17 protein-coding genes are annotated in these 21,168 nt (G+C 50.0%); 5 read left to right on the top strand and 12 right to left on the bottom strand.

Translation table 11 applies throughout. From position 1 onward, the window contains the following. Nucleotide 1 precedes the first annotated feature (1 nt). The 8 genes from AC2YIT_RS02380 to AC2YIT_RS02345 form a co-directional block, all read right to left on the bottom strand. Complete coding sequence (locus AC2YIT_RS02380; protein WP_487278122.1) at nucleotides 2-322, bottom strand: Txe/YoeB family addiction module toxin; 321 nt, start codon at nucleotides 320-322, stop codon at nucleotides 2-4. Then, entirely contained in the window at nucleotides 298-516 is a 219-nt protein-coding gene (locus tag AC2YIT_RS02375; protein WP_430842818.1) for a DUF2683 family protein, read from the bottom strand. The genes AC2YIT_RS02380 and AC2YIT_RS02375 overlap by 25 nt, the downstream gene beginning before the upstream one ends. A gap of 54 nt (nucleotides 517-570) precedes the next feature. Further along, nucleotides 571-891, bottom strand: coding sequence for a DciA family protein (locus AC2YIT_RS02370; protein ID WP_430842820.1), 321 nt, complete (start codon nucleotides 889-891; stop codon nucleotides 571-573). 65 nt (nucleotides 892-956) lie between these two features. Next, nucleotides 957-3,938: a serine hydrolase domain-containing protein gene (locus tag AC2YIT_RS02365; protein WP_487278121.1), complete on the bottom strand. Its 2,982-nt coding sequence runs from the start codon at nucleotides 3,936-3,938 to the stop codon at nucleotides 957-959. A gap of 30 nt (nucleotides 3,939-3,968) precedes the next feature. Continuing rightward, nucleotides 3,969-4,406 carry a PIN domain-containing protein gene (locus AC2YIT_RS02360; protein ID WP_487278485.1) on the bottom strand — a complete coding sequence of 146 codons (438 nt, stop codon included), beginning with the start codon at nucleotides 4,404-4,406 and terminating at the stop codon, nucleotides 3,969-3,971. Nucleotides 4,407-4,428: 22 nt separating this feature from the next. Beyond that, the gene (locus tag AC2YIT_RS02355) at nucleotides 4,429-4,683 is read right to left on the bottom strand and encodes a UPF0175 family protein (protein WP_487278120.1); all 255 of its coding nucleotides are present in this window, start codon (nucleotides 4,681-4,683) and stop codon (nucleotides 4,429-4,431) included. A 77-nt stretch (nucleotides 4,684-4,760) separates the two neighbouring features. Continuing rightward, complete coding sequence (gene chrA, locus AC2YIT_RS02350; RefSeq protein ID WP_487278119.1) at nucleotides 4,761-5,903, bottom strand: chromate efflux transporter; 1,143 nt, start codon at nucleotides 5,901-5,903, stop codon at nucleotides 4,761-4,763. Between the two features lie 57 nt (nucleotides 5,904-5,960). Beyond that, on the bottom strand, nucleotides 5,961-6,917 hold the full coding sequence (locus AC2YIT_RS02345) for an isopenicillin N synthase family dioxygenase (RefSeq protein ID WP_487278118.1): 957 nt from the start codon (nucleotides 6,915-6,917) through the stop codon (nucleotides 5,961-5,963). Between the two features lie 218 nt (nucleotides 6,918-7,135). On the opposite strand from AC2YIT_RS02345, the gene AC2YIT_RS02340 reads away from it, so the two are divergent. The 4 genes from AC2YIT_RS02340 (at nucleotide 7,136) to AC2YIT_RS02325 (ending at nucleotide 14,529) form a co-directional block, all read left to right on the top strand. Next, nucleotides 7,136-7,723 carry an RNA polymerase sigma factor gene (locus AC2YIT_RS02340; RefSeq protein ID WP_430842830.1) on the top strand — a complete coding sequence of 196 codons (588 nt, stop codon included), beginning with the start codon at nucleotides 7,136-7,138 and terminating at the stop codon, nucleotides 7,721-7,723. Between the two features lie 93 nt (nucleotides 7,724-7,816). Next, the gene (locus AC2YIT_RS02335) at nucleotides 7,817-8,956 is read left to right on the top strand and encodes a FecR family protein (RefSeq protein ID WP_430842832.1); all 1,140 of its coding nucleotides are present in this window, start codon (nucleotides 7,817-7,819) and stop codon (nucleotides 8,954-8,956) included. Nucleotides 8,957-9,120: 164 nt separating this feature from the next. After that, a complete protein-coding gene (locus AC2YIT_RS02330) occupies nucleotides 9,121-12,618 on the top strand; it encodes a TonB-dependent receptor (RefSeq protein WP_487278117.1) in 3,498 nt (1,165 codons plus the stop codon). 15 nt (nucleotides 12,619-12,633) lie between these two features. Next, the gene (locus AC2YIT_RS02325) at nucleotides 12,634-14,529 is read left to right on the top strand and encodes a RagB/SusD family nutrient uptake outer membrane protein (protein ID WP_487278116.1); all 1,896 of its coding nucleotides are present in this window, start codon (nucleotides 12,634-12,636) and stop codon (nucleotides 14,527-14,529) included. Between the two features lie 110 nt (nucleotides 14,530-14,639). On the opposite strand, the gene AC2YIT_RS02320 is transcribed toward AC2YIT_RS02325, so the two are convergent. The 3 genes from AC2YIT_RS02320 to AC2YIT_RS02310 are packed head-to-tail and all read right to left on the bottom strand — an operon-like array spanning nucleotide 14,640 to nucleotide 18,280. Then, nucleotides 14,640-15,497: a sugar phosphate isomerase/epimerase family protein gene (locus AC2YIT_RS02320; RefSeq protein WP_309987079.1), complete on the bottom strand. Its 858-nt coding sequence runs from the start codon at nucleotides 15,495-15,497 to the stop codon at nucleotides 14,640-14,642. Nucleotides 15,498-15,557: 60 nt separating this feature from the next. Beyond that, a complete protein-coding gene (locus AC2YIT_RS02315; RefSeq protein ID WP_487278115.1) occupies nucleotides 15,558-16,934 on the bottom strand; it encodes a M16 family metallopeptidase in 1,377 nt (458 codons plus the stop codon). A gap of 23 nt (nucleotides 16,935-16,957) precedes the next feature. Next, complete coding sequence (locus tag AC2YIT_RS02310) at nucleotides 16,958-18,280, bottom strand: M16 family metallopeptidase (protein ID WP_487278114.1); 1,323 nt, start codon at nucleotides 18,278-18,280, stop codon at nucleotides 16,958-16,960. A 159-nt stretch (nucleotides 18,281-18,439) separates the two neighbouring features. Between AC2YIT_RS02310 and AC2YIT_RS02305 the strand changes: the two genes are divergently transcribed. Further along, nucleotides 18,440-19,237 (top strand): endonuclease/exonuclease/phosphatase family protein, encoded by a 798-nt coding sequence (locus AC2YIT_RS02305; protein ID WP_487278113.1) that lies wholly within the window; start codon nucleotides 18,440-18,442, stop codon nucleotides 19,235-19,237. Here AC2YIT_RS02305 and AC2YIT_RS02300 read toward each other — a convergent pair. After that, entirely contained in the window at nucleotides 19,224-20,951 is a 1,728-nt protein-coding gene (locus tag AC2YIT_RS02300) for a VRR-NUC domain-containing protein (protein WP_487278112.1), read from the bottom strand. The genes AC2YIT_RS02305 and AC2YIT_RS02300 overlap by 14 nt on opposite strands. Between the last annotated feature and the right edge of the window lie 217 nt (nucleotides 20,952-21,168).

The following is a 21,168-nucleotide window of genomic DNA, read 5'->3' as shown; positions in this document are numbered from 1 at the left end:
ATTAACACGCAATGCCTCCGATTGCTTTTATTTGGAAGGCAAAGATAGGGACTTGTAGGCCTTTCAGAGAAAGAATATATATGGTTTGGTCAACGATCTCGTACACAATACGATGTTCATGGCTGATCCTTCTGAAATACTTTTCAGCCAGTTCATATTTCAAAAGTTCAGGTTTTCCGATTCCTTCCGTTGGTGTATCAGCGATGGCTTCGATAAGCTGTTCTATTTTCTTGATGATGATATTGTTGCCGAATTTATGCCAAAATGACAAATGTGTGATCGCTTGTTCGGTAAATGTTATTTTGAATTTACCAGATCCCATAGATTAGTACCGGGTTCGTATTTAACGGTTTTGCCTTCCTTGATTTGTTGCTCGCTTTCCTTGATCATGGCCACGAATTCCGGATCGTATGGTTTTTCCTCCCTTTCTTCGAATGCCACTTTAAATCCCCGCAAAAGTGCTTTCACAGCCTCAATTACTTCCTCTTTCTCGGTTTTAATCGTCAGCGTAGTCATACCCTTCATATGGTTATTGCGGATTGAAATTACAAATTTTTGCGTGGGAAGGAATCAGACAAAGATCACATCCTCCACGAGCGCACTGCCCATTTCCCGGTTAATCAGCTCGATGATCTTGCCTTTCGCGCGGAAAAGTTCGTTGCGAAGCGGAGCGGATTCGATTTGCAGGAAAAGGATGTTGTCTTTGATATACACTTTTTGGGTACGGGTGGCAATGGCCGAACCCATGATCTTGTCCCAATGCGCGACCACATAGGATTGGTCGAAACGGCTACGCAGCTTGTACCTATCGAGCATTTGATCGATAGCCTCCTTCAACGGCGTGATTCCAGGCCGTCGGGACGCTTTTTCTTTGTCAAACCGATAGTACATGATGGTAATCTTATTCGTGAGAGTTACAAAGGTAGCAAGTTCAGGGTTCGGTGCGGTAACCGCGGTTACTTTTTTAAAAGCTGTTCGTAAACCACATCCATGATCGATGTTCGGATGTTCAGCGTCGAGATTTTGTTATTCTCGCGCGTCGGGTACACCCGGTTCGACAAGAAAACGTAATTCAGTCCCCAGGCCGGATCAGCCCAGGTCATAATGCCCGTGTAACCCGTATGTCCGAAGCTCGACGGGCTTGCATACTTCGGTGCATTTCCTGTGTATTTGAATGTAGGCTTGTCGAATCCGATACCGCGGCGGCTCCCTTCCTCAGGATATTGGTAACGCGTAAACTCAATCAATGCATCTTTGCTGAGCAACTGCTGGCCGCCATAATAACCGTCCTGCAAATACATTTGCCACACTTTCATCACATCATTGGAAGTGCCGAAAAGCCCGGCATGGCCGCTAAGTCCGCCCAGCATGGCCGCTGCCTCGTCGTGTACCTGGCCGTGCAGCTGTGTCATGCGGAAGAACGTGTCGCGCTCGGTAGGCACAATGTCGTCCAGTTTGTAAAAGCGTTTCGGGTTGAAAGTGAGTGTATTGGCGCCGAGCTTGTGATAGTAGTGGTTTTTGATATAATCTTCAAAATCCTCACCGCTCAATCGTTTTACGATTTGAGGATAAAGTATAAATGAAAGGTCGCTGTAAACGTAACCTTCCTTTTCATTTAAAGGCGAGTTGCGGATAGATTTGAAAATCGTTTTGTCGTAATTCTTGAAAATAAACAAACTGTCGCCCACCACCGAAGTAGGGTAACGCTTGGACTGCTTGGTACTGAATGTCTTCTTTTTCCAACTGCCGTCCGCTTTTTGGGCTTCTTTCCACAGCACAATAAATGCTTTCAAGCGTGCGCTATGCGTGAGCACTCGGCGCCATTGCAGGTCGGCTTTGTTGGAGCCCTCGAAATCGGGCAGGTAATCCTTCATCGTCGCGTCCAGGTCAAACTTTTTCGCATCCCAAAGACTCATCAATGCGAGGGTGGATGCCGTGATTTTGGTTACCGAAGCCAGGTCATACAAATCCGTCAGTTTTACCGGATGATTGCCTTCATAGGTATGTTTGCCGTAAGCTTTGCGGAAGAACACTTTCCCATCCTTGGCCAGTTGCACGACGCAGCCGGGCGTGGCCTTTTGCGTTACCGCGGCATTAGCAATAGAGTCTATTTTAACCGTAATCACTTTCGAATCCAGCCCAAGTTCTTCGGGAATGGTGTATTTCAATCTACCCAGCGCCGGGGTTTCTATTCCCGCATTGTAAGCGTATTGGGCATTCACCGTCACTGGCAGCTTGCCCAATGCCGGAATAGCCCCGAAGATGAGTTGTGCCGATAAATCCTGGGTATACGGTGTAAGCTGGTACGCCATGATCAGGGCCTTCGCGTCGTCGGTTTTAGGCATTTTATTCAAGGCATAGGGATTGCCGAAAACAGAAACCACGGCCTTTTTGGTAGCGATCAGTTCCTGCAAAACCGTGCTCATCGGCTCGGTAAGGCCATAACTCGTGCGTGGAGAAATGCTGCCCAAATGCACGCCTACCAGCAAGAGATTGTAAACATTCAGTTTAGACCGCAGGGCGTCTATTTGCTCTGCCGTAGCTTTGGCAGGAATATAATAATGATCGACCGTGGTGTAAAGTCCCAGCGTATTCTGGAAAGTAGTGACCGTATCAGCTCCCACCGAAATGGAAGCGATTTTCAGCGTATCCAGCTCGCGCAGCGGCAGAATGCTATTGTCGTTTTTAAGTACCGTAAGGGCTTTTTCAGTAAGCAGTCGATTGGTGAGCTCGGCTGCCTTGGGATTCAGGTCTTCGTAGAGGTTATTAAGATCAACCGGCTTATAATGGTTCAGCCCTGCCCATGCTTTTGCTTCCAGCACTTTCCGGCAGCGGTAGTCGATCTCCGCCTGAGTGATTTTGCCTTCGGCAATGCTCTTTTTGATTTCGGTGATGGATTTGTTTACATCTTCGGTGAATTCCAGCAAGTCCATGCCCGCTTCGAGACCCATGGCATCGGCCCTGCCGTCAGGAAAGAATTTGGTAACGCCTTTCATATTCATGGCGTCGGAGTAGATCAGCCCTTCAAATCCCAGTTGGTCGCGAAGCAGCTTGCTTACAATCGGTTTGGAAAGGGTAGAAGGCAGGTTCGGTGTTTTATCCAGCGCCGGAATGCTCAAATGCGCAATCATCATACCGCTCAATCCATTATCGATCAGCGCGCGGAAGGGGTAAAGTTCCAGTGAATCAATGCGTTGGACAGAATGTGAAATCAATGGCAGATCGTAATGCGAGTCGGTGCCGGTGTCGCCGTGACCAGGGAAGTGCTTTGCGCTGGTTAAAAGACCATTATCCTGCATTCCACGCATGTAGGCAACAGCTTTTTCAGCGACTTTGTATTTGTTCTCACCAAAAGACCGGAAGCTGATCACCGGGTTATTGGGATTATTATTCACGTCGGCCACCGGTGCGAAGTTAATATGCATGCCCAGTCGCCGCGCTTGTTTCGCAAGTTGTGCGCCCATTTGGTAAATCAGGTCATTATTACCTTGGATGGCCCCCAAAGTCATTTGATAAGGATAACGAACAGTACTGTCAATCCGCATCGCCAGCCCAAACTCGGCGTCCATCGCCACGAGCAATGGCACTTTGGAAATCGACTGATAGTAGTTGGTCAGCTGTGCCTGAGGCACCGGTCCACCTTGAAAAAATACGATTCCACCGACCTTATTTTCACGGATCAGCTTCTCCACTGCGGCTGGATTGCTGGTTTTTGGATCGATGAGTGCCCGTTTGGTATCGGACACAGCCGCAACCATGATCAGCTGCGCAATACGCTCATCGGGTGTCAGCGTCGCAAAAACGGAATCAACCCATTGCCGGGACGCGTTCGTGTTGTTTTTCTGTAAAAAGCCCGGTGGAGAGCTGATTTGGGCTTTTGTACTGGTAAATGCTGTTATGAAAAGGAGTGTAACTAGGGCTAGGTGGTGTCTGGTCATTGGGTTTGGGAATGCTTATGCCGGTATTACTTATTCATTTACTGATTTTAAAACTCTTTGGACAAGGCTTGGTTTGATCCAAAAACCGCATTGATTTATTAGTATGTCAATCACCGGTTTTACGGCGGCGATATAATTTTTCTTCTTCGCTTCTGCCAGGGCGCCCAACGTTCCGATTACAGATAGGCCCATTTGCGTAGCCACGGTCCGCCCCTTTATTTCGTCGATCAAAAGCAAATCCGCACGCAGTTCTGTCGCGAGTACAATTGCTTCTGCCTCCCCTGGGTCAAGAAGTTCGGTTAATTCATTCAAAAGTGAAGTACTTGAAACTTCTCTGATCTCGATCCAATCCAATGCAAGTTTACCTCGGAATGCAACATCTAAATCCTGCAATTCCAGATATACCCGTTTCGGAATTATGATCCTCTCATAAAGATTTTGAAGGACATATAAATGCCCTGATTGCACAAGTCCGCTAATAACGGAGGTATCACTTATTACGATCACTCGAAAACTTTCTTAATGTCTCCAGATCTGCTTCGAAGTCCTCTATATCGTAGTGCCAGGCAATTTTACGTTTTCCGAGTTCCTGCTGAAAGCGAATGCTACCCAGTCCGGTCATGGTTCCGCCTTGACCGACAGTAATTTTACCATCTTCATACAGCCGCACCGCCAGTTCGATCCTCAACTCCTGCTCGGAGAGCCCGGTACTTTTGATTACATTATCATTGAGTTCCAAAAGCATATACTACCGTATTAAGTTATTGAATGAAGTCTAAGTAAATATACATAATCTTTCCCGTTCTCTGGCTAAAATGCCCATCAAAACACCAGCCCCAGCAACAATCCCGCCAGAATGATCAAGTATGAGGGCACCTTGCCAAATGCGACGACAATCAACGTGGCGATAACGGTTGCCATTGGCTGAATGCTAGTCATCATCGGTTGAAAAAGCGAAATTGCCGCGGCGATGGTGAGACCGCAGCTGGCGGCGTGGATGCCTTCAAGGGAAGCGCGGATGCCGCGGTAACGTTTCAGCTGGTCCCAGAAAGGGTAGGCGAAAAAGATAAAGAAAGTGCCCGGCAGAAAGATCCCGGCCGTAGCCACAATTCCTCCGACAATCTGGCCGAACCAGCCGTTGGATTGCAGCGACACGCTTCCGACAAACGTGGCGATGGAGAATACAGGCCCGGGTACCACCTGGGTGAGCGCCATCCCGGCGAGGAATTCCTGCTCGGTCAGGTAGTGCTTGAACTCCACAAATTCGTTATACAAAATGGGAATTAGTACCTGCCCGCCGCCGAAAACCAGGCTTCCGTTCCGGTAGAAGTTTTCAAAAAGCCTGACCGGCAGTGAATTCGTGATTTTACCGATAATGGCCGCGGTAATCAGCACGGAAATCCAGAAGATAATAGGCCGCCATTTGATGCGGATCTCGGCCTTTTCCATTTTCTCGTGCTTCTTGAAATTGAGTGAAGCCGCTACACCTCCGCAGACGATCAGCACGGGCGTCATATATGGAGATGGGTACGTATAAGCGAGGATCGTCGAGATTACCAGCAGTGTCCAGCCTTGTGTATTGTGGATCACTTTTCGGGCAATGGAAGAGGCGCCATACATCAGGAACGCGACTGCCATGGGACCCACAAAGCGCGTAAAGTCCAGTGAAATCGCATTCCGTTCGAGGTAATGAATGCCTATTGCTGCCAGCGTCATGAGGAGCATCGCCGGTAGCGACCATACGAGCAGCGTCAGGTAGGCTAGCGGTTGCCCGCCTATTTTCAGGCCTATCGCCGTGACCGTCTGCGTGGAGCTAGGGCCTGGCAATATCGAGCAAAGCGCCTGTAATTCAAGTAGTTCTTCTTCTGTTACATACCTTCGCTTATGTACCAGCCGCTCGATCATCATCATCAGGTGTACCTGCGGTCCCCCGAATGCCGTGAGCGACAGCAGGAGGATGTCCATCAGGTAAATGATGTAACGAAATCGACGGATAGGTGGGTAAGACAAGCTGAGGGTACTTTATTTTTTCAAACCGAGCTCCCGCAAACGTTCATCAAGAAACTCCCCGGCAGTCATGTCGGTGTACAACTTCGGTTGTTCGACGGTAATACAGCTTTCAAGGCTGGTCAGGTCCATATCGGCGCGCGGGTGCATGAAAAACGGAATCGAATACCTGGAAGTGCCCATTTTCTCCCGCGGCGGGTTCACTACGCGGTGAATGGTCGATTTGAGCTTGTGGTTCGTGAGCCGGTCGAGCATGTCGCCTACATTCACAACGATCTGATCGGGTAATGCGGTAATAGGGATCCACTCACCGTCACGGCGGAGCACTTCGAGGCCTTCCGCGCTGGCGCCCATCAGCAAGGTAATGAGGTTGATATCTCCGTGTGCTGCGGCCCTTACAGCACCTTCCGGTACCAACTCGGGATTAGGAATAGGGAAGTAATGTAATGCGCGGAGCAGGCTGTCGCCGTTTTTGACCTTGTCCTCAAAATAATCTTCCGGTAGGCCGAGGTAAATGGCAATGGCGCGCAGCAGCATTTTGCCGGTATTTTCGAAAGTACGGTAAACTTCGAGGGTATATTTTTTGAAATCGGGAAATTCCTCGGGAAAGATATTGGACGGCATTTGTCCGATGGGTTCGGGCTGGCCTACGTGGTAAAATTCCTTCAAATCGGCTACTTTGAAACCTTTTGCCGTTTCTTTGCCTTTGCCGATATAACCGCGCTGGCCGAACAACTCGGGGAACTCATACTTTTTCTTGATGTCGTCCGGCTGCGAAAAGAATTGCTTTACACTTTCGTAAAGATCATTGCGCAGCGTATCGCTTAACCCGTGATTTTTAATGGCTACAAAACCGATGTTGGTAAATGCCGCGCCGAGGTCTTCGACAAACTGCTTCTTCCGCTGGGCATCTCCCGATGTAAAATCGGCCAAATCGAGCGACGGGACTTCATTCAATAGTGCTGGTTCCATGTTGATTGCTTTTTTGATGCAAAGTAAAAAGTATCTGCGCACTTGGCAAGCATGCCGGTGGCACCAAATGTATTGGTATAAAAATAGGGAGAAGAAACAGGAGATATTTAATAACTTTCATAGATACTCATTAAATTTAATCCCCGTTTGGAGAACCCTGTTTGGGAAAAACGTTTCAGAGAAACGTTTTTAAGGAAATATGCATTGAACTTTGCGCTATGACACATTCAGACCCGGATCATGATACCTGGCTACGCTTCATTTCCGGCGATCCCGATGCGTTTAGCGACCTTTATGACCAGTATGCCAGCGTGCTGTACGCGTTCGGTATGCGGTACAGCACAGACCGGGAACTGGTAAAAGATTGTATTCACGACCTTTTCATTGATTTGCATGGTTACCGGAAAAATCTGGCCCGGGATGCCAATGTAAAATTCTACCTGCTCAAATCACTCCGCAGGAAGTTGCACCTCGCACACCGGAAATCGTCGATGCTGCGATTTGATCGTTGGGATACCGAAGATTCACTGGCGATCAATACATTCAGTTTCAGTATTGAAGAAGAGCTGGTTGTCAGTGAAAAGGAGCGGGAAACCTTGCAACACCTTGCCGCCGAGATCAACCTGCTTCCCGACCGCCAACGGGAGATATTGTACCTGCGTTTCCATCAGGATCTCGATTATGATGAAATCGCTGCGATCATGCAGATTTCCGTCCCTACCTGCCGCACTTTCGTATACCGCGCCCTCAAACAACTGCGCGGTAAACTTGAATTCGGGGTTATCTTGTTGATAATGTGCTGTTAAGAAAATATTTTCCATTTTTTGTTAAAATAAATCCTCTCAGAAGTCTATATCAGTGGCATGCTGCGCTCTTGTAGTTTAAACAAGCGCACTTCCATGAAAAGAAAACGCAACAAGCAGGAGCCGATACCAGGTCCCGAGCACCTGACCGAAGAGGAAAGAGTGGCCGGCGAGCGGGCGAAGCTGCTGTTCAAAACCCTCCGTAACGAAACCTTTTCACCTGATGAAAAGGATGCACTCTGGAACCAGGTAGGCGAAACTATCTCGCAGAGGAAACAAAGATCATTCAACACATTCTGGATTGCCGCGGCGGCTTCGGTGACTTTGCTGTTGTTGGCGGGCGTGGGTTATCTCGTGTTTTACAAAGATTCCGCCCGTACCATGCAGGAGGTTGCCGCCCGCGGCGTGAACGAACCGGACGAAACCCAACTGATCCTCGGCGATAAACGGGTGATTAGCTTACGGAAAGATAATTCGAGCCTGGAATACAAAGACAACGGTGCGCTCATTCAGGTTGACTCTTCATCGACAATAGATCAGCAGGTGGCCGGGGATCAGCAGTTTAATACATTAGTCGTGCCTTATGGCAAGCGGTCGGTGCTGACGCTTGCCGACGGGACGCGTATTTGGCTGAACTCCGGCTCAAAGCTGGTTTATCCGTCGCATTTCGATAAAAGACTGCGCGAGGTGTACCTCGAAGGGCAGGCGTATTTCTCAGTCACCCACGAGGAAAACGCGCCTTTTTATGTACATACCAAAGATATGGAGGTAAAAGTGCTGGGCACGGAATTCGACGTAAGTGCTTATGACGACGATCCTTACACGGCCACTGTGCTCACCAAGGGCAGCGTAGAGCTCACGACGCAGCGGCAGACACTCTTCGGGTCGAAAAAGACAAAGATCTCACCGGGGACGCGGGCCGTCTTCGATCAGGATCAGGCGGTGCTGCAAACGCATCAGGTGAACGTCCAGCAATATATTTCCTGGAAGGATGGCTATCTGGCCCTGAATGTCGCGCCGTTGTCTGAAATTATTAAAAAGCTATCAAGGTATTACCGGGTAGATATTGAACTAAAACAACCGAAACTCGCGGGTGTCAAATTCGGAGGAGACCTGATTCTGCAAGACGACGTCCGCGACGTATTGAAAGTGCTCGCGCTGACCACCGGGCTTAATTACAAACAACAACCTAACGAAAGGAGGTACGTATTGGAGGAAAGCGCTATCAAACCATAAAAACGGGAAACGCGGCAACGTTTCCCGAATCTTCACACTTGCCGGCAAGCAAGTGATCCTTAAACCATTGTATTAACAAAAGTCAAATCAAATTTATGAAAAAATTTGACCAGAAAGGGTATTGCCCTTTGGGAAAATTGCACCCATCAAAACTGCTGAGAATCATGAAACTGACAGTTATGCTGTTATGGATCGGGATGATGAGCGTGCATGCAACGGGGTATTCTCAGAAAAGCAGGATGGATGTCAAAATCCGGAACGGAAATCTGGGCACACTGTTCAGGCAAATTCAGGAACAAACCAGTTATCGCATATTTTACAGGGATGATCTTTTTTCGGGAAGACAGGAAATCAATATTAATCTGGACCTGAAAAATGAAACCGTGCCGGCTATCCTGAATGCCGCGCTCAAAGGAACAGACCTGACGTATAAGGTAATAGGTAAGCAAATCGCGATCTACAAAAAGGAGGAGCACGACGGGGCCGGCCCCGTGCGGAACATTAATGTGCCGGCAGTGCCCGAGGTGGTTATCCGGGAAATTACCGGAACCGTCGCCGATGCGAAGGGGAATCCGCTGCCGGGTGCGACGGTGATTGTAAAAGGAACCGATAAAGGAACGTCGGCGGATGCGAGCGGGAAGTTCACGGTGGAAGCCGAAGCGGGCGATGTGCTGGTGGTTTCTTTTATTGGGTATCTCAAAAAAGAACAGACAGTTGGCTCGCAAACAACGGTGAGCATCCAGCTGGAAGAAGATCTGAACGGACTGGAAGAAATTGTGATCGTAGGGTACGGCTCTCAACGTAAAGCGACCATCACTGGCTCGATCGCGACCATTACTACCGAAGATTTGAAGCAAAGCCCGACTGCCAGCATTACCAACGCATTGGCGGGAAGGCTACCCGGATTGTTCGCGAACCAGTTCAGTGGTGGCGAGCCGGGCGTAGACCGCAGCGATATTTTCATCCGAGGTACCGCTACTTACGGAAATAAAGCGCCGATCGTGATCATCGACGGCCTCGAACGGAGCATGGATTACCTCGCACCTTCGGAGATCGAGACGTTTACAATCCTGAAAGATGCTTCGGCCACAGCGCCTTATGGTGTGCGTGGGGCGAATGGTGTAATCCTGATCACAACCCGACGCGGAAAAGTGCAGGATAAGGCGACTGTGAACTTCAAAGCGTCGGTCGGTATCAACAAACCGGTGAAATTCCCGACCTACCTCGGTTCGGCGGACTATGCCATGCTTTACAATGAAGCGAGAAGAAATGATAATCCTGATGCCGACCCGGCAACGCTGAACCTGTTCTCGGATCAGGCTATTGCCGATTTCCGCAAGGCAAAAGGGGATAACTCCGATGGCCTGGGCTATAATTGGAATTACTTCGATTATGCGTTCAAGCCGGGTGTGCAGCATGATTACAGTTTGTCTATTAGCGGTGGATCGTTGAGGGCCAGGTATTTCGTCCTGGCCAACTACTTCCAGCAGGATGGTAACTACCGACACACCGATCTGGCGGCGAATAGCACGCAGGCCGTGTTCAAGCGTTACAATTTCCGCTCGAACATCGATATCGACATTACGGACAATTTTTACGCTAAACTGGACCTCGGTGCCCGCATTACCGACCGTAACGCGCCGGGCACAACCGCCGCCCGCATTGTGGAGCTGGCCAATACCCAGCCTTCGTACCTGCCGATCATCGTGGAACCGAACGACGACCCCGCCAACAAGGTGTTCCAGGCTAATAACCCACTAGGAATGCTGTATGGCGACCAAATTTACCGCTTCAACATTCTCGGAGAGCTCAGCCGTACCGGTTTTTTGAATGAGAAGAATACGTATCTCAATGGTTCATTCTCGCTGGGACATAAGCTGAATTTTATTACAAAAGGTCTGGCCATTGAGGGAATGTTCTCTTACGACGCCAACGACGGCGGCTGGATCGATCGCAAAGTGGGTACCTATTCGGAAGGTTACCGCGAATATCCGGGTTATGCCACATTTGTTCCTACTGTGGGAAGCGACATTTATCGTACACCGGGGCATTACACGGGTGCGTACAAGTCGGGGAACAAATACAATATCGACCAAACGATCGGGAACGGGTATAGCAACAATAACAATGAAAGCCGAGCCTATTTCCAGGCCAAGCTCGACTATATGCGGAATTTTGGATTGCATGATGTGACAGGCATGGTGCTTTTCAACCGGTCGAAGCGGGTTATCAACAACCAGGTGCCGTTCAGCTATCAGGGCGTTACGGCCCGCGCTACCTACGGCTATGATGACCGTTATTTGCTGGAAGTGAATGCGGCTTATAATGGCTCTGAAAATTTCGCGAAGGGGAAGCGGTACGGCTTTTTCCCATCGGTAGCAGCCGGCTGGGTTCTCACGAAAGAGCGTTTCATGACCAATACCCAAAACTGGCTTAACAATCTGAAAATCCGCGGCTCGTTTGGATTGGTAGGAAGCGACAAGATTCCTGACGACAAGCGTTTCATTTATCTGCAATATTTCGGACGGCGCGATGGCGATTACAATTTTGGTACGGATAATTTCGGCTCGGGTGCCGGCGGCTTCCTGTCGGAGGGTGACCTGGCCAATCCGAACCTGACCTGGGAAAAGGCCCGCAAAACCAACATCGGTATCGACGCGACATTCCTGAAACGCCTTACATTGACGCTCGATATCTTCCGCGAACACCGCTATGACATCATTACCAACATGGGCGGTGGCAACAAGCTCGGCTTCCCTGACATCGTCGGCAAAGATGCCCCGTTCCTGAACTCGGGAATCGTGAACAACAAAGGTTTCGATTTCGAGATAGGCTGGACCGGCAGCATTGGCAAGGATTTCACGTATTTCGTTCGTCCGAATATGACTTTTGCCCGCAACAAGATCATTTTCATGAATGAGATTCCTTATGCTTCGCCCGGAAGGGCTAACACCGGCAAGCGTATCGACGAGCATTTTGACTACCTTTTCGATCGCTTCGTGGCGAACCAGGAAGAGGCCAATCAGCTGAATGCGATGAACAACGGCAGCGGCTTCCAGTCATTCGGTACGCTGCGGCCGGGGGATGTCGTGTACAAGGATCTGAACAACGACGGCAAGATCGACGACCTGGGCGACCGTACCGCCGTGGGTAACCCGCGTAACCCGGAGCTGATGTTCGGTTTGCCGGTGGGAGGTCGTTTCAAAAACTTCGATTTCAGCGCATTGTTCCAGGGTGCGTCTCGGGCATCAGTGCAGCTATCCGGCGCGGCAGTTTACGATTTCCCGCTTTTTGCCCAGGACAAATACGGCAAGGTGAAACCGATGCACCTGAAACGCTGGACACCTGAAACTGCTGCCACCGCAACGTATCCGGCATTGCATTTCGGCGATCATAGCAACAACAAGAATAACAATAGCAGCTTGTTTTTGTATGATTCGAAATACATCCGTCTGAAAACGGTAGAAGTAGGCTACAATCTGCCCAAAACGACGATCAAGAAGATCGGGATCGATAACTTCCGCATTTATGTGCAGGGCATGAACCTCCTTACCTGGGACGGACTCAAAGATGTGGATATGGATCCCGAAACCCGCGAGGGATCGGGCGACTGGTACCCTATCCAGAAGGTGGTGAATTTTGGCGTCGACATTTCATTCTGATTTAACCTGATTTTTATGAATACCACAAAAATATTGACGAGCATAACATTCGGTCTTGTAGTATTATCGGGCTGCCAGCAGGATTTCCTAGACCGCAAACCGGACGATCAGGTAGATGCCGAGCAGGTTTTTACCCGATATAATAAAATGAACCAGTTGGTAACCGACCTGTACGACAATGCCAAAGGTTCCAACAGTCCGCTGGTGTTTTTCTCGCACTTTTCATCAGCTCCTGTGACCGATGAGGCCGAGGGCTCGACGGCGGAAGGAAGCCTGACCAACAAGTTCAATACCGGAGACTGGAACCCCAATGCCATGCCCGACCGGAGCAGTCGCGGGCAATATTGGTGGGATCTGTATGCCCGCATCCGCAAGGCCAATGTGATCCTGGAAGGTGTAAGGAAATACAATACGCCCGATAATCCGTTGCAAGCCGGTGACCTCGATAAACGCATCGGCGAAACCTACTTCATGCGCGCCTACTTCCATTACCTGGCCGCGCGTATGTACGGGGAGGTGGTGTATGTGACGCACACCATCCAGCCCAGCGATCCGATGGATTTCAAGCAGGAGTCTTTCCATGCTATTGCAGAGAAGATCAAACAGGATTGTGACTCCGCATTTGCACGTGTCCCAGGGAGCTGGGGCGGGGCGGACTTTGGCCGGGTGGATAAAGGAGCTTGCCTGGGATTGAAAGCGATGATTTCCTGGATGGCTGCCACACCGATGTGGAATGGGGGGACTTTCCCGAACGACACGCGTCAGTTTGCTTCGGAATACACTTATAATGTCGATCGCTGGGTGAAGGCGAAGGAGGCAGCAAAGGCGGTCATTGATTTCAAGGTGGATGGCCGCCAGCGTTACAGCCTTTACCAGGGCCACGATGCATCCGATTTCCGCGACGACGCCGGAAACAACAACAATAATTCGAAAGTGCCTGCGCGGCTCTGGGACTTGTATCACGATATGCAGGCATTTCAGAACGAGGCCGTTTTCTTCGTCACCCGCGATAAGGACAATAACTGGCAGGGTGATATTTACCCGCCGAGCTGGGGCGGAAGCTCCCGCCAAATGCCAGTGCAGGAGCAGGTGGATGAATATGAATACATCGCACCGAATGGATTTGGCTATCCGGTGTACGGTACCCGCGCTAAAACCGATGGCTACGACGACGGCAATCCCTATGAAAGTGTGAAAAGAGACCCGCGTTTTTACCGTGATATCGTATACCACGGTTCCACATTCAAGGGGAAAGTGATCAATACAGCTACCGGTCCGGACAAGATCGGGGCTTCCAACTCTTCTACTACCGGTTATTTCCTCCGCAAAATCCTGCGCGAATCGTGGAACCGCGACAAGAGTTTCGCGATCAGCGGCCCGCCGGTGTGGCGCTTGCCGGAGTTCATTTATATTTATGCAGAAGCAGTGAATGAATCAGCCGGCCCAAATGCGGAGATTTACCAAATGCTGAACGATGTGAGAAAGCGTTCATTCATGGCCCCCATCCCGCCAGAAGCACAAACCAGCAAGGCATTGATGGACGAGTATATCAAACGCGAAAGGCGGGTGGAGCTGTTTTACGAAAACAACCGTATCTGGTCGTCCAGGCTATACCTGGAGGCAAGTTCCCAAAAAGAGCTCGCGCGCGAGCAGGGGTGGCAAAGCGCTGGCGCAACCAACGAGCAGCGCTCGCAATCCTACTGGCCTTATCCGAAAACACAGCGGATGATAAATGGTATGAAGCCGGTGGAAGATCCGAACGGGAAAATTGAAGTAGATGGTAAAAAATACCGGATGCAGCGTTATTTCGTAGAAAGCCGCGTGTTCGTAACGCCAAGGCATTATCTCTTCCCGATCATGCAGGACGAGCTGCAGCGCACTCCGACGTTGAAGCAGAATCCCGGGTGGTAACCGCGATCACGGCTAACAATAACTGACAACAAATGACAACACCTGACCATAAATGACAAAGAAGTCATGAATAGTCAGGTGTTGTCAGGTTTGGTAAGGTGTTGTTGCACCTATTCCTTAATACTCTTGATATAGGCAATAGTTTGCGGAATCTGTTTCAGATAGGAAGGACTCTCGTCCTCGATAAAGTAATGCTTGATTCCCACCTTCTTGGCAGCCTTCAATGTCGCCGGGATGTCGATTTGGCCGGTGCCCAGCGCCACGTCGTTGGTAGTAGGTGTACCGCCTGAGAGATCGCCTTTCACCCCTTTTTTAAGGTCTTTGAGGTGCATGAGCTTCCATCTTGTCGGGTATTTCAAAAGCAGCTTCGCCGGATCTTGTCCCGGGAATGCGGTCCAAAGGACGTCCATTTCGAAGTTGACGTATTCCGGATTCGTGTTTTTGACAATGTAATCAAACAACGTACCATCCTCGTAAGGGACAAACTCGTAGCCGTGGTTATGGTAAGTGAGCGAAATGCCTGCTTCTTTGAGCTCCTTACCGGCTTTGTTGAAATCAGCGACTGCTTTTTTCGCAGTTTCGAGGTTGAAGTTGCCTTTTTCGTGAGGAATCCAGGCGACCATTACATATTTGGCGCCGAGGATTTTGGCGTCTTTAATGGTTTGTGCGGTGCTTTCGCTGAGCTTTTTATAGTCGGCACCGATGGAACGCATGGCAATACCGCGTTTATCGAGCTGCTTGCGGAGCTCCTCGGTGGTCATGCCGGCGATCGGGCCACCTTCCATTTCAGTAACGCCGAGGGATTTGATGGTATCCAGCGTAGCTTCAATGCCTTTGCCCCAACTGCCACGGAAAGTATATGCCTGCAAGCCGATCGGCGCGGTGTATACCGGCTTGCCCTGTGCAAAAAGGTCGCTTCCGCCCAGCAATGCAGCCGCCAGGCAGCCTAGACCGATTAGTTTTTTCATTGTCATTTCGTTGATTGTTTTAGATAGGTATTCTTTAAAGCAGCGTCTGTGATTGATATACTAAAACCCGTCGGCCTTGATCTGTTTTTCACTCAGTTCGCCGTACTTTTTGACCTGCTCCTTAATCTCCGAAGCCTTACCCACGAGCACGAATTGTAACTTGTCTCTAGGGAAATAGGTCGCAATAATATCTTTCGCCTTCGCGACAGTCAATCCATCCACTTTTGCCTGGAATGTATCGATAAAACCTTCATCAAAATTATAAGTATACATATCCGTAAGCAGCCTCGCCAATGCCCCGGCCGATTCGTAATCCGGCGGGAAATCGCCCTTCACGTACGCCTTCGCGGACGCGAGGATTTCCTCATTAATGCCATGTTTGTGAAGGCTGTCGAGCACGCTCAGCGCCATGTCGATCGCCGGAATGGTCGTGGAGTTTTTGGTAAATGTGCTGATCCCGAATGTGCCTGCATATTTATAGCGGGTAAAACGGCTGCCGGCGCCGTAGGTGAGGCCCGAATTGACGCGCAGTGCGTCATTCAACCAGGAAGTAAACCTGCCGCCGAGAATGGTGTTGATCACAACCACAGGCACGTAGTCCGGTGAATTATAGTCGATACCCTTGCCGCCGATCATGAATGTGGTCTCACGGGCGTCGTCCTTGTTGACGAGGAGCACACGGGCCTTGTCGAATTCCAGATTGGGCGCCACGCGTTTCACCATTCTGGCGGGAGCCGTTTTCCAGTCACCGAACAACGCGGTTACCTTCTTTTTCATATCCGCAATTTTGAAGTCACCCACCACTGCAATAGCTCCCTTGCCTGTGGTGTAGTTGCTTTGGTAAAATGCTTTCACCGCCTCGACATTGATTTTCTCAACAGTGGATTTGCTGCCCGTTGTCGGCGTGGCATAAGGGAATTGGCCGAACAGGAATGCATTGTAATAGTTACCAATCACGGAGCGCGGGCTTTCCTTCGCCTGGGCGAGTTCGAGCAGCGTCCGCTGTTTGTGTTTGTCAAATTCGGTGGCATCGAAAACCGGGTGGATGAGCACTTGCTGGATCAGTTCAAAAAGCTTGTCCTGGTCTTTCACCGCAAATGAAGCCGCGAGGCCTGCATTATCCTTCGAAGCATAAGTGGAAAGGCTTGCACCGACGTAATCGGTCATTTCTTCGATCTGCGCTTTGGTGTATTTTTGCGTCCCGAACAGCAATGCATCGGCCGTCAGACTTGCAAGGCCGTAACGTTCGCCATCGTTGATCGCACCGGCATCGAACACGGCCGAAACGTTGATCAGCGGTACTTCATGCTGCTCCATCAGGTACACCGTCAGCCCGTTTTTAAGTTTGAATGTCTCGTAAGGAGGTACTTTGAAATTGTTCTGCGCCTTGGCTGCGAATGCGCACAGGGCGAGTGCCAGAATCAGGATATTTTTCATTCCAGTTTGAATTTGAATGGCTGTTATTTCGATTTTTCAGGAAGCAGGTACCCTACGGTGCGGTTGCGCTCCGTGAAATACTGCGCTGCGACGCGTTTGATATCGTCCACGGTGACCTTCTTATAGTTTTCGGGAGCTTCGAACATCTTTTTATAATCACCAAAAAACACCTCGTAAGTCCCGAGACTGTTGGCTTTTCCATTGATAGTTTCGAGCGTGTGGTAGAACTCCATCAGCTTCTGGTTCTTCACTTTCTGCAATTCCGCGTCGGTTACGCCATTCTGTATGATCATGTCGATTTGTTTTTCAATGGCTTTTTCGAGGTTTGCCGCTGAAACATTGTCGCCGGCTACTGCAAAAACGGCAAACAATGTCGGATCAAAGCCATTATCGAGCCCGGTCGAAACGCTGGAAGCGATGGTGGTGTCCATGACCAGTGATTTGACCAACCGCGAAGAGTTACCCGAGCTGAGCAGGCTGCTGAACAGGTCCAGCGCGTAATAGTCGGCATGGGCAGTTTCGGGAACGTGGTAGGCCAGGAGCAGGTTTGGCGTAGTAATGTCCTTGTAGGTCGTAACACGGCGCTCGCCATTCTGCGGCGGCTCTACGGTACGGATCTTCGGAGGCAGGCCGCGGGCAGGAAGCGGAGCCATGTACTGATCGGCCAGTTTTTTTACTTCATCAAATTGAATATCTCCTACCACCACCACGGTCGCATTGTTAGGCGAGTAATAAGTTTTGAAATAGTTTTCCAAATCGGATTGCGTCCAGCTTTTGATGTCGGACTCAAAGCCGATTACCGGGAACATATACGGGTGTTCCTGGAATGCGACGGACTGTACCTGCTCACCTATGAGCCGGTAATTGCTGTTTTCCAGCCCGGTACTGCGTTCGGAAAGCACTACGCCGCGCTCGCTTTCCACCATTTTAGGGTCGATGGTGAGATGGCCAATGCGGTCGGATTCGAGTTTGAAGATCGTTTCCAATGCATCTTTCTGGAACCAGTCGGTGTATACGGTCACATTTTCGGTCGTATACGCATTGTTGGAACCGCCGTTGGCTTCCATCACACGGTCGAACTGCTTCGGACCATAGTTTTTGGAACCGTTAAACATCATGTGTTCGAAGAAGTGGGAGAGGCCGGTAATGCCGTGCACCTCATTTCGCGAGCCGACCTTCCAGAAAAGGTACATGTTCGCAGTGGGGATCGAATGGTCTTCCAGGACGAGGAATTTCATGCCGTTGGCGAGCGTGAAACTTTTCACATCCTCCGGCCTGGTTTGCGCATGCGCGACGCCGAGGCCCGTGAGCGCGGCCGCGGCGAATAGGAGTTTTCTTAGCTTCATGAAGCGAGGATTGTTAATGAATGTGTAATGATAGTGAAAAATGCCCTTCGGGTCGAGATTTGATGGGACGATAAACCCAAACGGGTTAGCAGGCGGGATTATTTCTGGTTTTCAACCACTATTTTTGGCGCATTATTAACCTTAATCTTCGTACCACCGATGAAAAAGTATGTCTTCCCCCTGTTCATGCTCCTGTCCGTCAACGTACTAGCCGGTACGTTACCCGACCAGCCCGCCAAGAAGCAGCGCTTCAAAGTGATGACCTACAATATCCACCATTGTAACCCGCCATCGGCCGGGGATAAAATTGATGTAGAGGCAATTGCAAAGGTTATCAATGCCGAAAAGCCTGATTTCGTGGCATTGCAGGAGGTGGACGTGAATACCGAGCGTTCCGGCAAAGGCAAGAACCAGGCCCAGCAGCTGGCCGCGCTGACGGGCATGAAATTCTATTTTTCCAAAGCAATCGATCACCAGGGCGGCGACTACGGCGTGGCGGTTCTGACCAAATTTCCGATTGTGGATTCGGCGAAGTTCGCATTGCCGATCCGCCCTGAATTGAAAGAAGAAGATCGCACGATCGCTGCGGTGACGGTGAAGCTGCCGGATAACCGCAAGCTGATTTTCGCCAGTACGCATTTGGGATTGAAAGAGCCCAACCGCCTGTTGCAAGCCGAAACCATTGTGAAGCATTTCGGAGACTCGCAGTTGCCGATGATCCTCGGCGGCGATTTCAATGCAACACCTGGAAGCCCGGTAATCGCCTATTTCGATAAATACTTCACCCGTTCGTGCACGGATTGCAAGCCTACTATTCCTGTGGAAGTACCGAAAAAGACCATCGATTTCATCATGCACAAGCAGGGCAGCAAACTCAAAAGTGCCAACACCAAGGTGATCGACGAGAAATATGCATCGGACCACCTGCCGGTAACAGCCGAGTTTACATTAGACTAATATCCTCCTTGATCCAGTTCACCCGGACGATCCGGCTCTGTACACCATGTTCGGCAAAGAAATGCTGCCAATGCAGCTGCCGCGACGACAGGTGGTCGGTGGGCGATTTGATTTCGATGAATGCATAATCGTCGTCGTTCCAAACGAGCAGATCGGGGAAGCCGCGGGTGTTTTCACGGAGGTTCAGCGCCATTTCGAGCATGATCTTGTGGATCTTTTCGGGGCTCAGAAGGGACGTTAATGTTAGTACCTTTTCCAATGCGCCGTCATACCACGGCACGAGCACGTTGGTAATGCCGTATTTGTCTGTAAATGTTTGCGTAACGAGCTCGTCGATGATCTCGCGCGAATGGGCAGCGGCGAGCCGTTCCTTCAATTGTTCCGACCGCTTGAAATAGAAGTCGGGCAGAAAGAAGTCCGACGGAATGCGTTGCAGCGGATTATGGATCGTCTGCACATTGGTGTCATAAATAATATCCCAGAACAGCAGCCCGAACAATGCACGCCACGGTTCGTTTTCGCTGAAAAATGCATTATAACCCTGCGACTGGTAGTAAGTGATTGCCCCGAATTCCACGCGGAAACGATAGGAAATCGGTACTTCAATCGCTTCGGCAGCCTTCAAAGCCTGGGTCGTCCTTTTGACGGTCCGGGCTTTTTTGTTTTTGATCTTTTCATAAAAATCGAGGCTGAAAAAGCGCTCGTCGGCATTCTGCGGGCTTTCGGAAATCTCTTCACATAATGCCAGTGCTTCGTCGATCTCGCCCAGGTTATAAAGCAATCGCACGCGCCGCTCGCGGGCTGGGGCGTCGTTGGTAAGCTGGTAAATGGTTAGGGCCTGGGAAAGCATTTTCTTACGTTCCAACCAGGCACTTACCTTTAATATGAATGAATTGAATGAGGGTAAAGCCTTAGGACTGAGCCCTGTGCCGCTTGCAGCCTGCCAGTTCATAAACCAGTCATAGATTTCCTCGGGAGGTAAATCCTGTTTGATAATGTCGAAGGTTTCTTTCATCAACGACACCATCAATGTATCATCCGCATCCTTGCGCGTATCAAACTGAATGGAAAGGTACTGCTCGTCGAACGACTGAAACCGCACGTGCCCGAGGTCGCGAACGACAAACTCCGTCATGTCGGCATAGCGGTTACCGAAAAAGAGGAACTTCATCAGCATTACCTCCGCCTCGAATGACACTTTTACCACCGGCTCCAATTCTCCGATCACCTCGCAAAGCACCGCAAAATCGTACTCATGCAGCAGCCAGCGCACCAGATCAGGCTTTTTGATGCTTTTGGAAGGCATTACGTCCGGTTCAAGCAGCTTGGTGACTTCGAGCAACTCGGGTTTGGTGAAAAGGTCGATGACCTCTCCGAACCGGCTTTCGTGCGCTTCGCAAAGCGTTTCGATGAAATCGCGTTCGAGCAGTTCGGTGAGCACCGCGGGCATATCCTCGATTTCGGCGTAAGAGAGGCTATTGGTACGGAAAAACGATTTACTGCGGTTGCTGAAACGGATGAACAGGCATTGCGCATCTTCGGAAAGCGACTCGTAATTGTCCAGGAATTCCAGCTCGCTCTCGTGCAGGATGTGCTCATATCGCTTGCGAACGAAGGCGAGCACGTAATTGAAATATTCGAGATAGTATTTGGGCGGTAAATCCGTGGGGAACACTTGTTCCTGGGCGAACGGATCGGTCAACTCGGCGGACAAAATGGTTACTTTTTTAGTTGATGAAGAAATAAAGTTACCGAAATTAAAAGAAATGACCGAATGACTGAATGACCGAATGACCGAATGACCGAATGACTGAATGATTGAATGAGCCGCCGTGGAATGGGGAATGACTGAATGTTCAATTTTGAATGCGTGAATGGAGGTTTCGACTGGTGAAAAGAGCGGTGCCGGCATGTCCGGGATGGTTTATATT

It is taken from the genome of Dyadobacter sp. SRI_021 (assembly GCF_057586235.1).
Note: the sequence above shows the minus strand (reverse complement) of the source record. Positions and strands in the feature narration are given on the sequence as shown.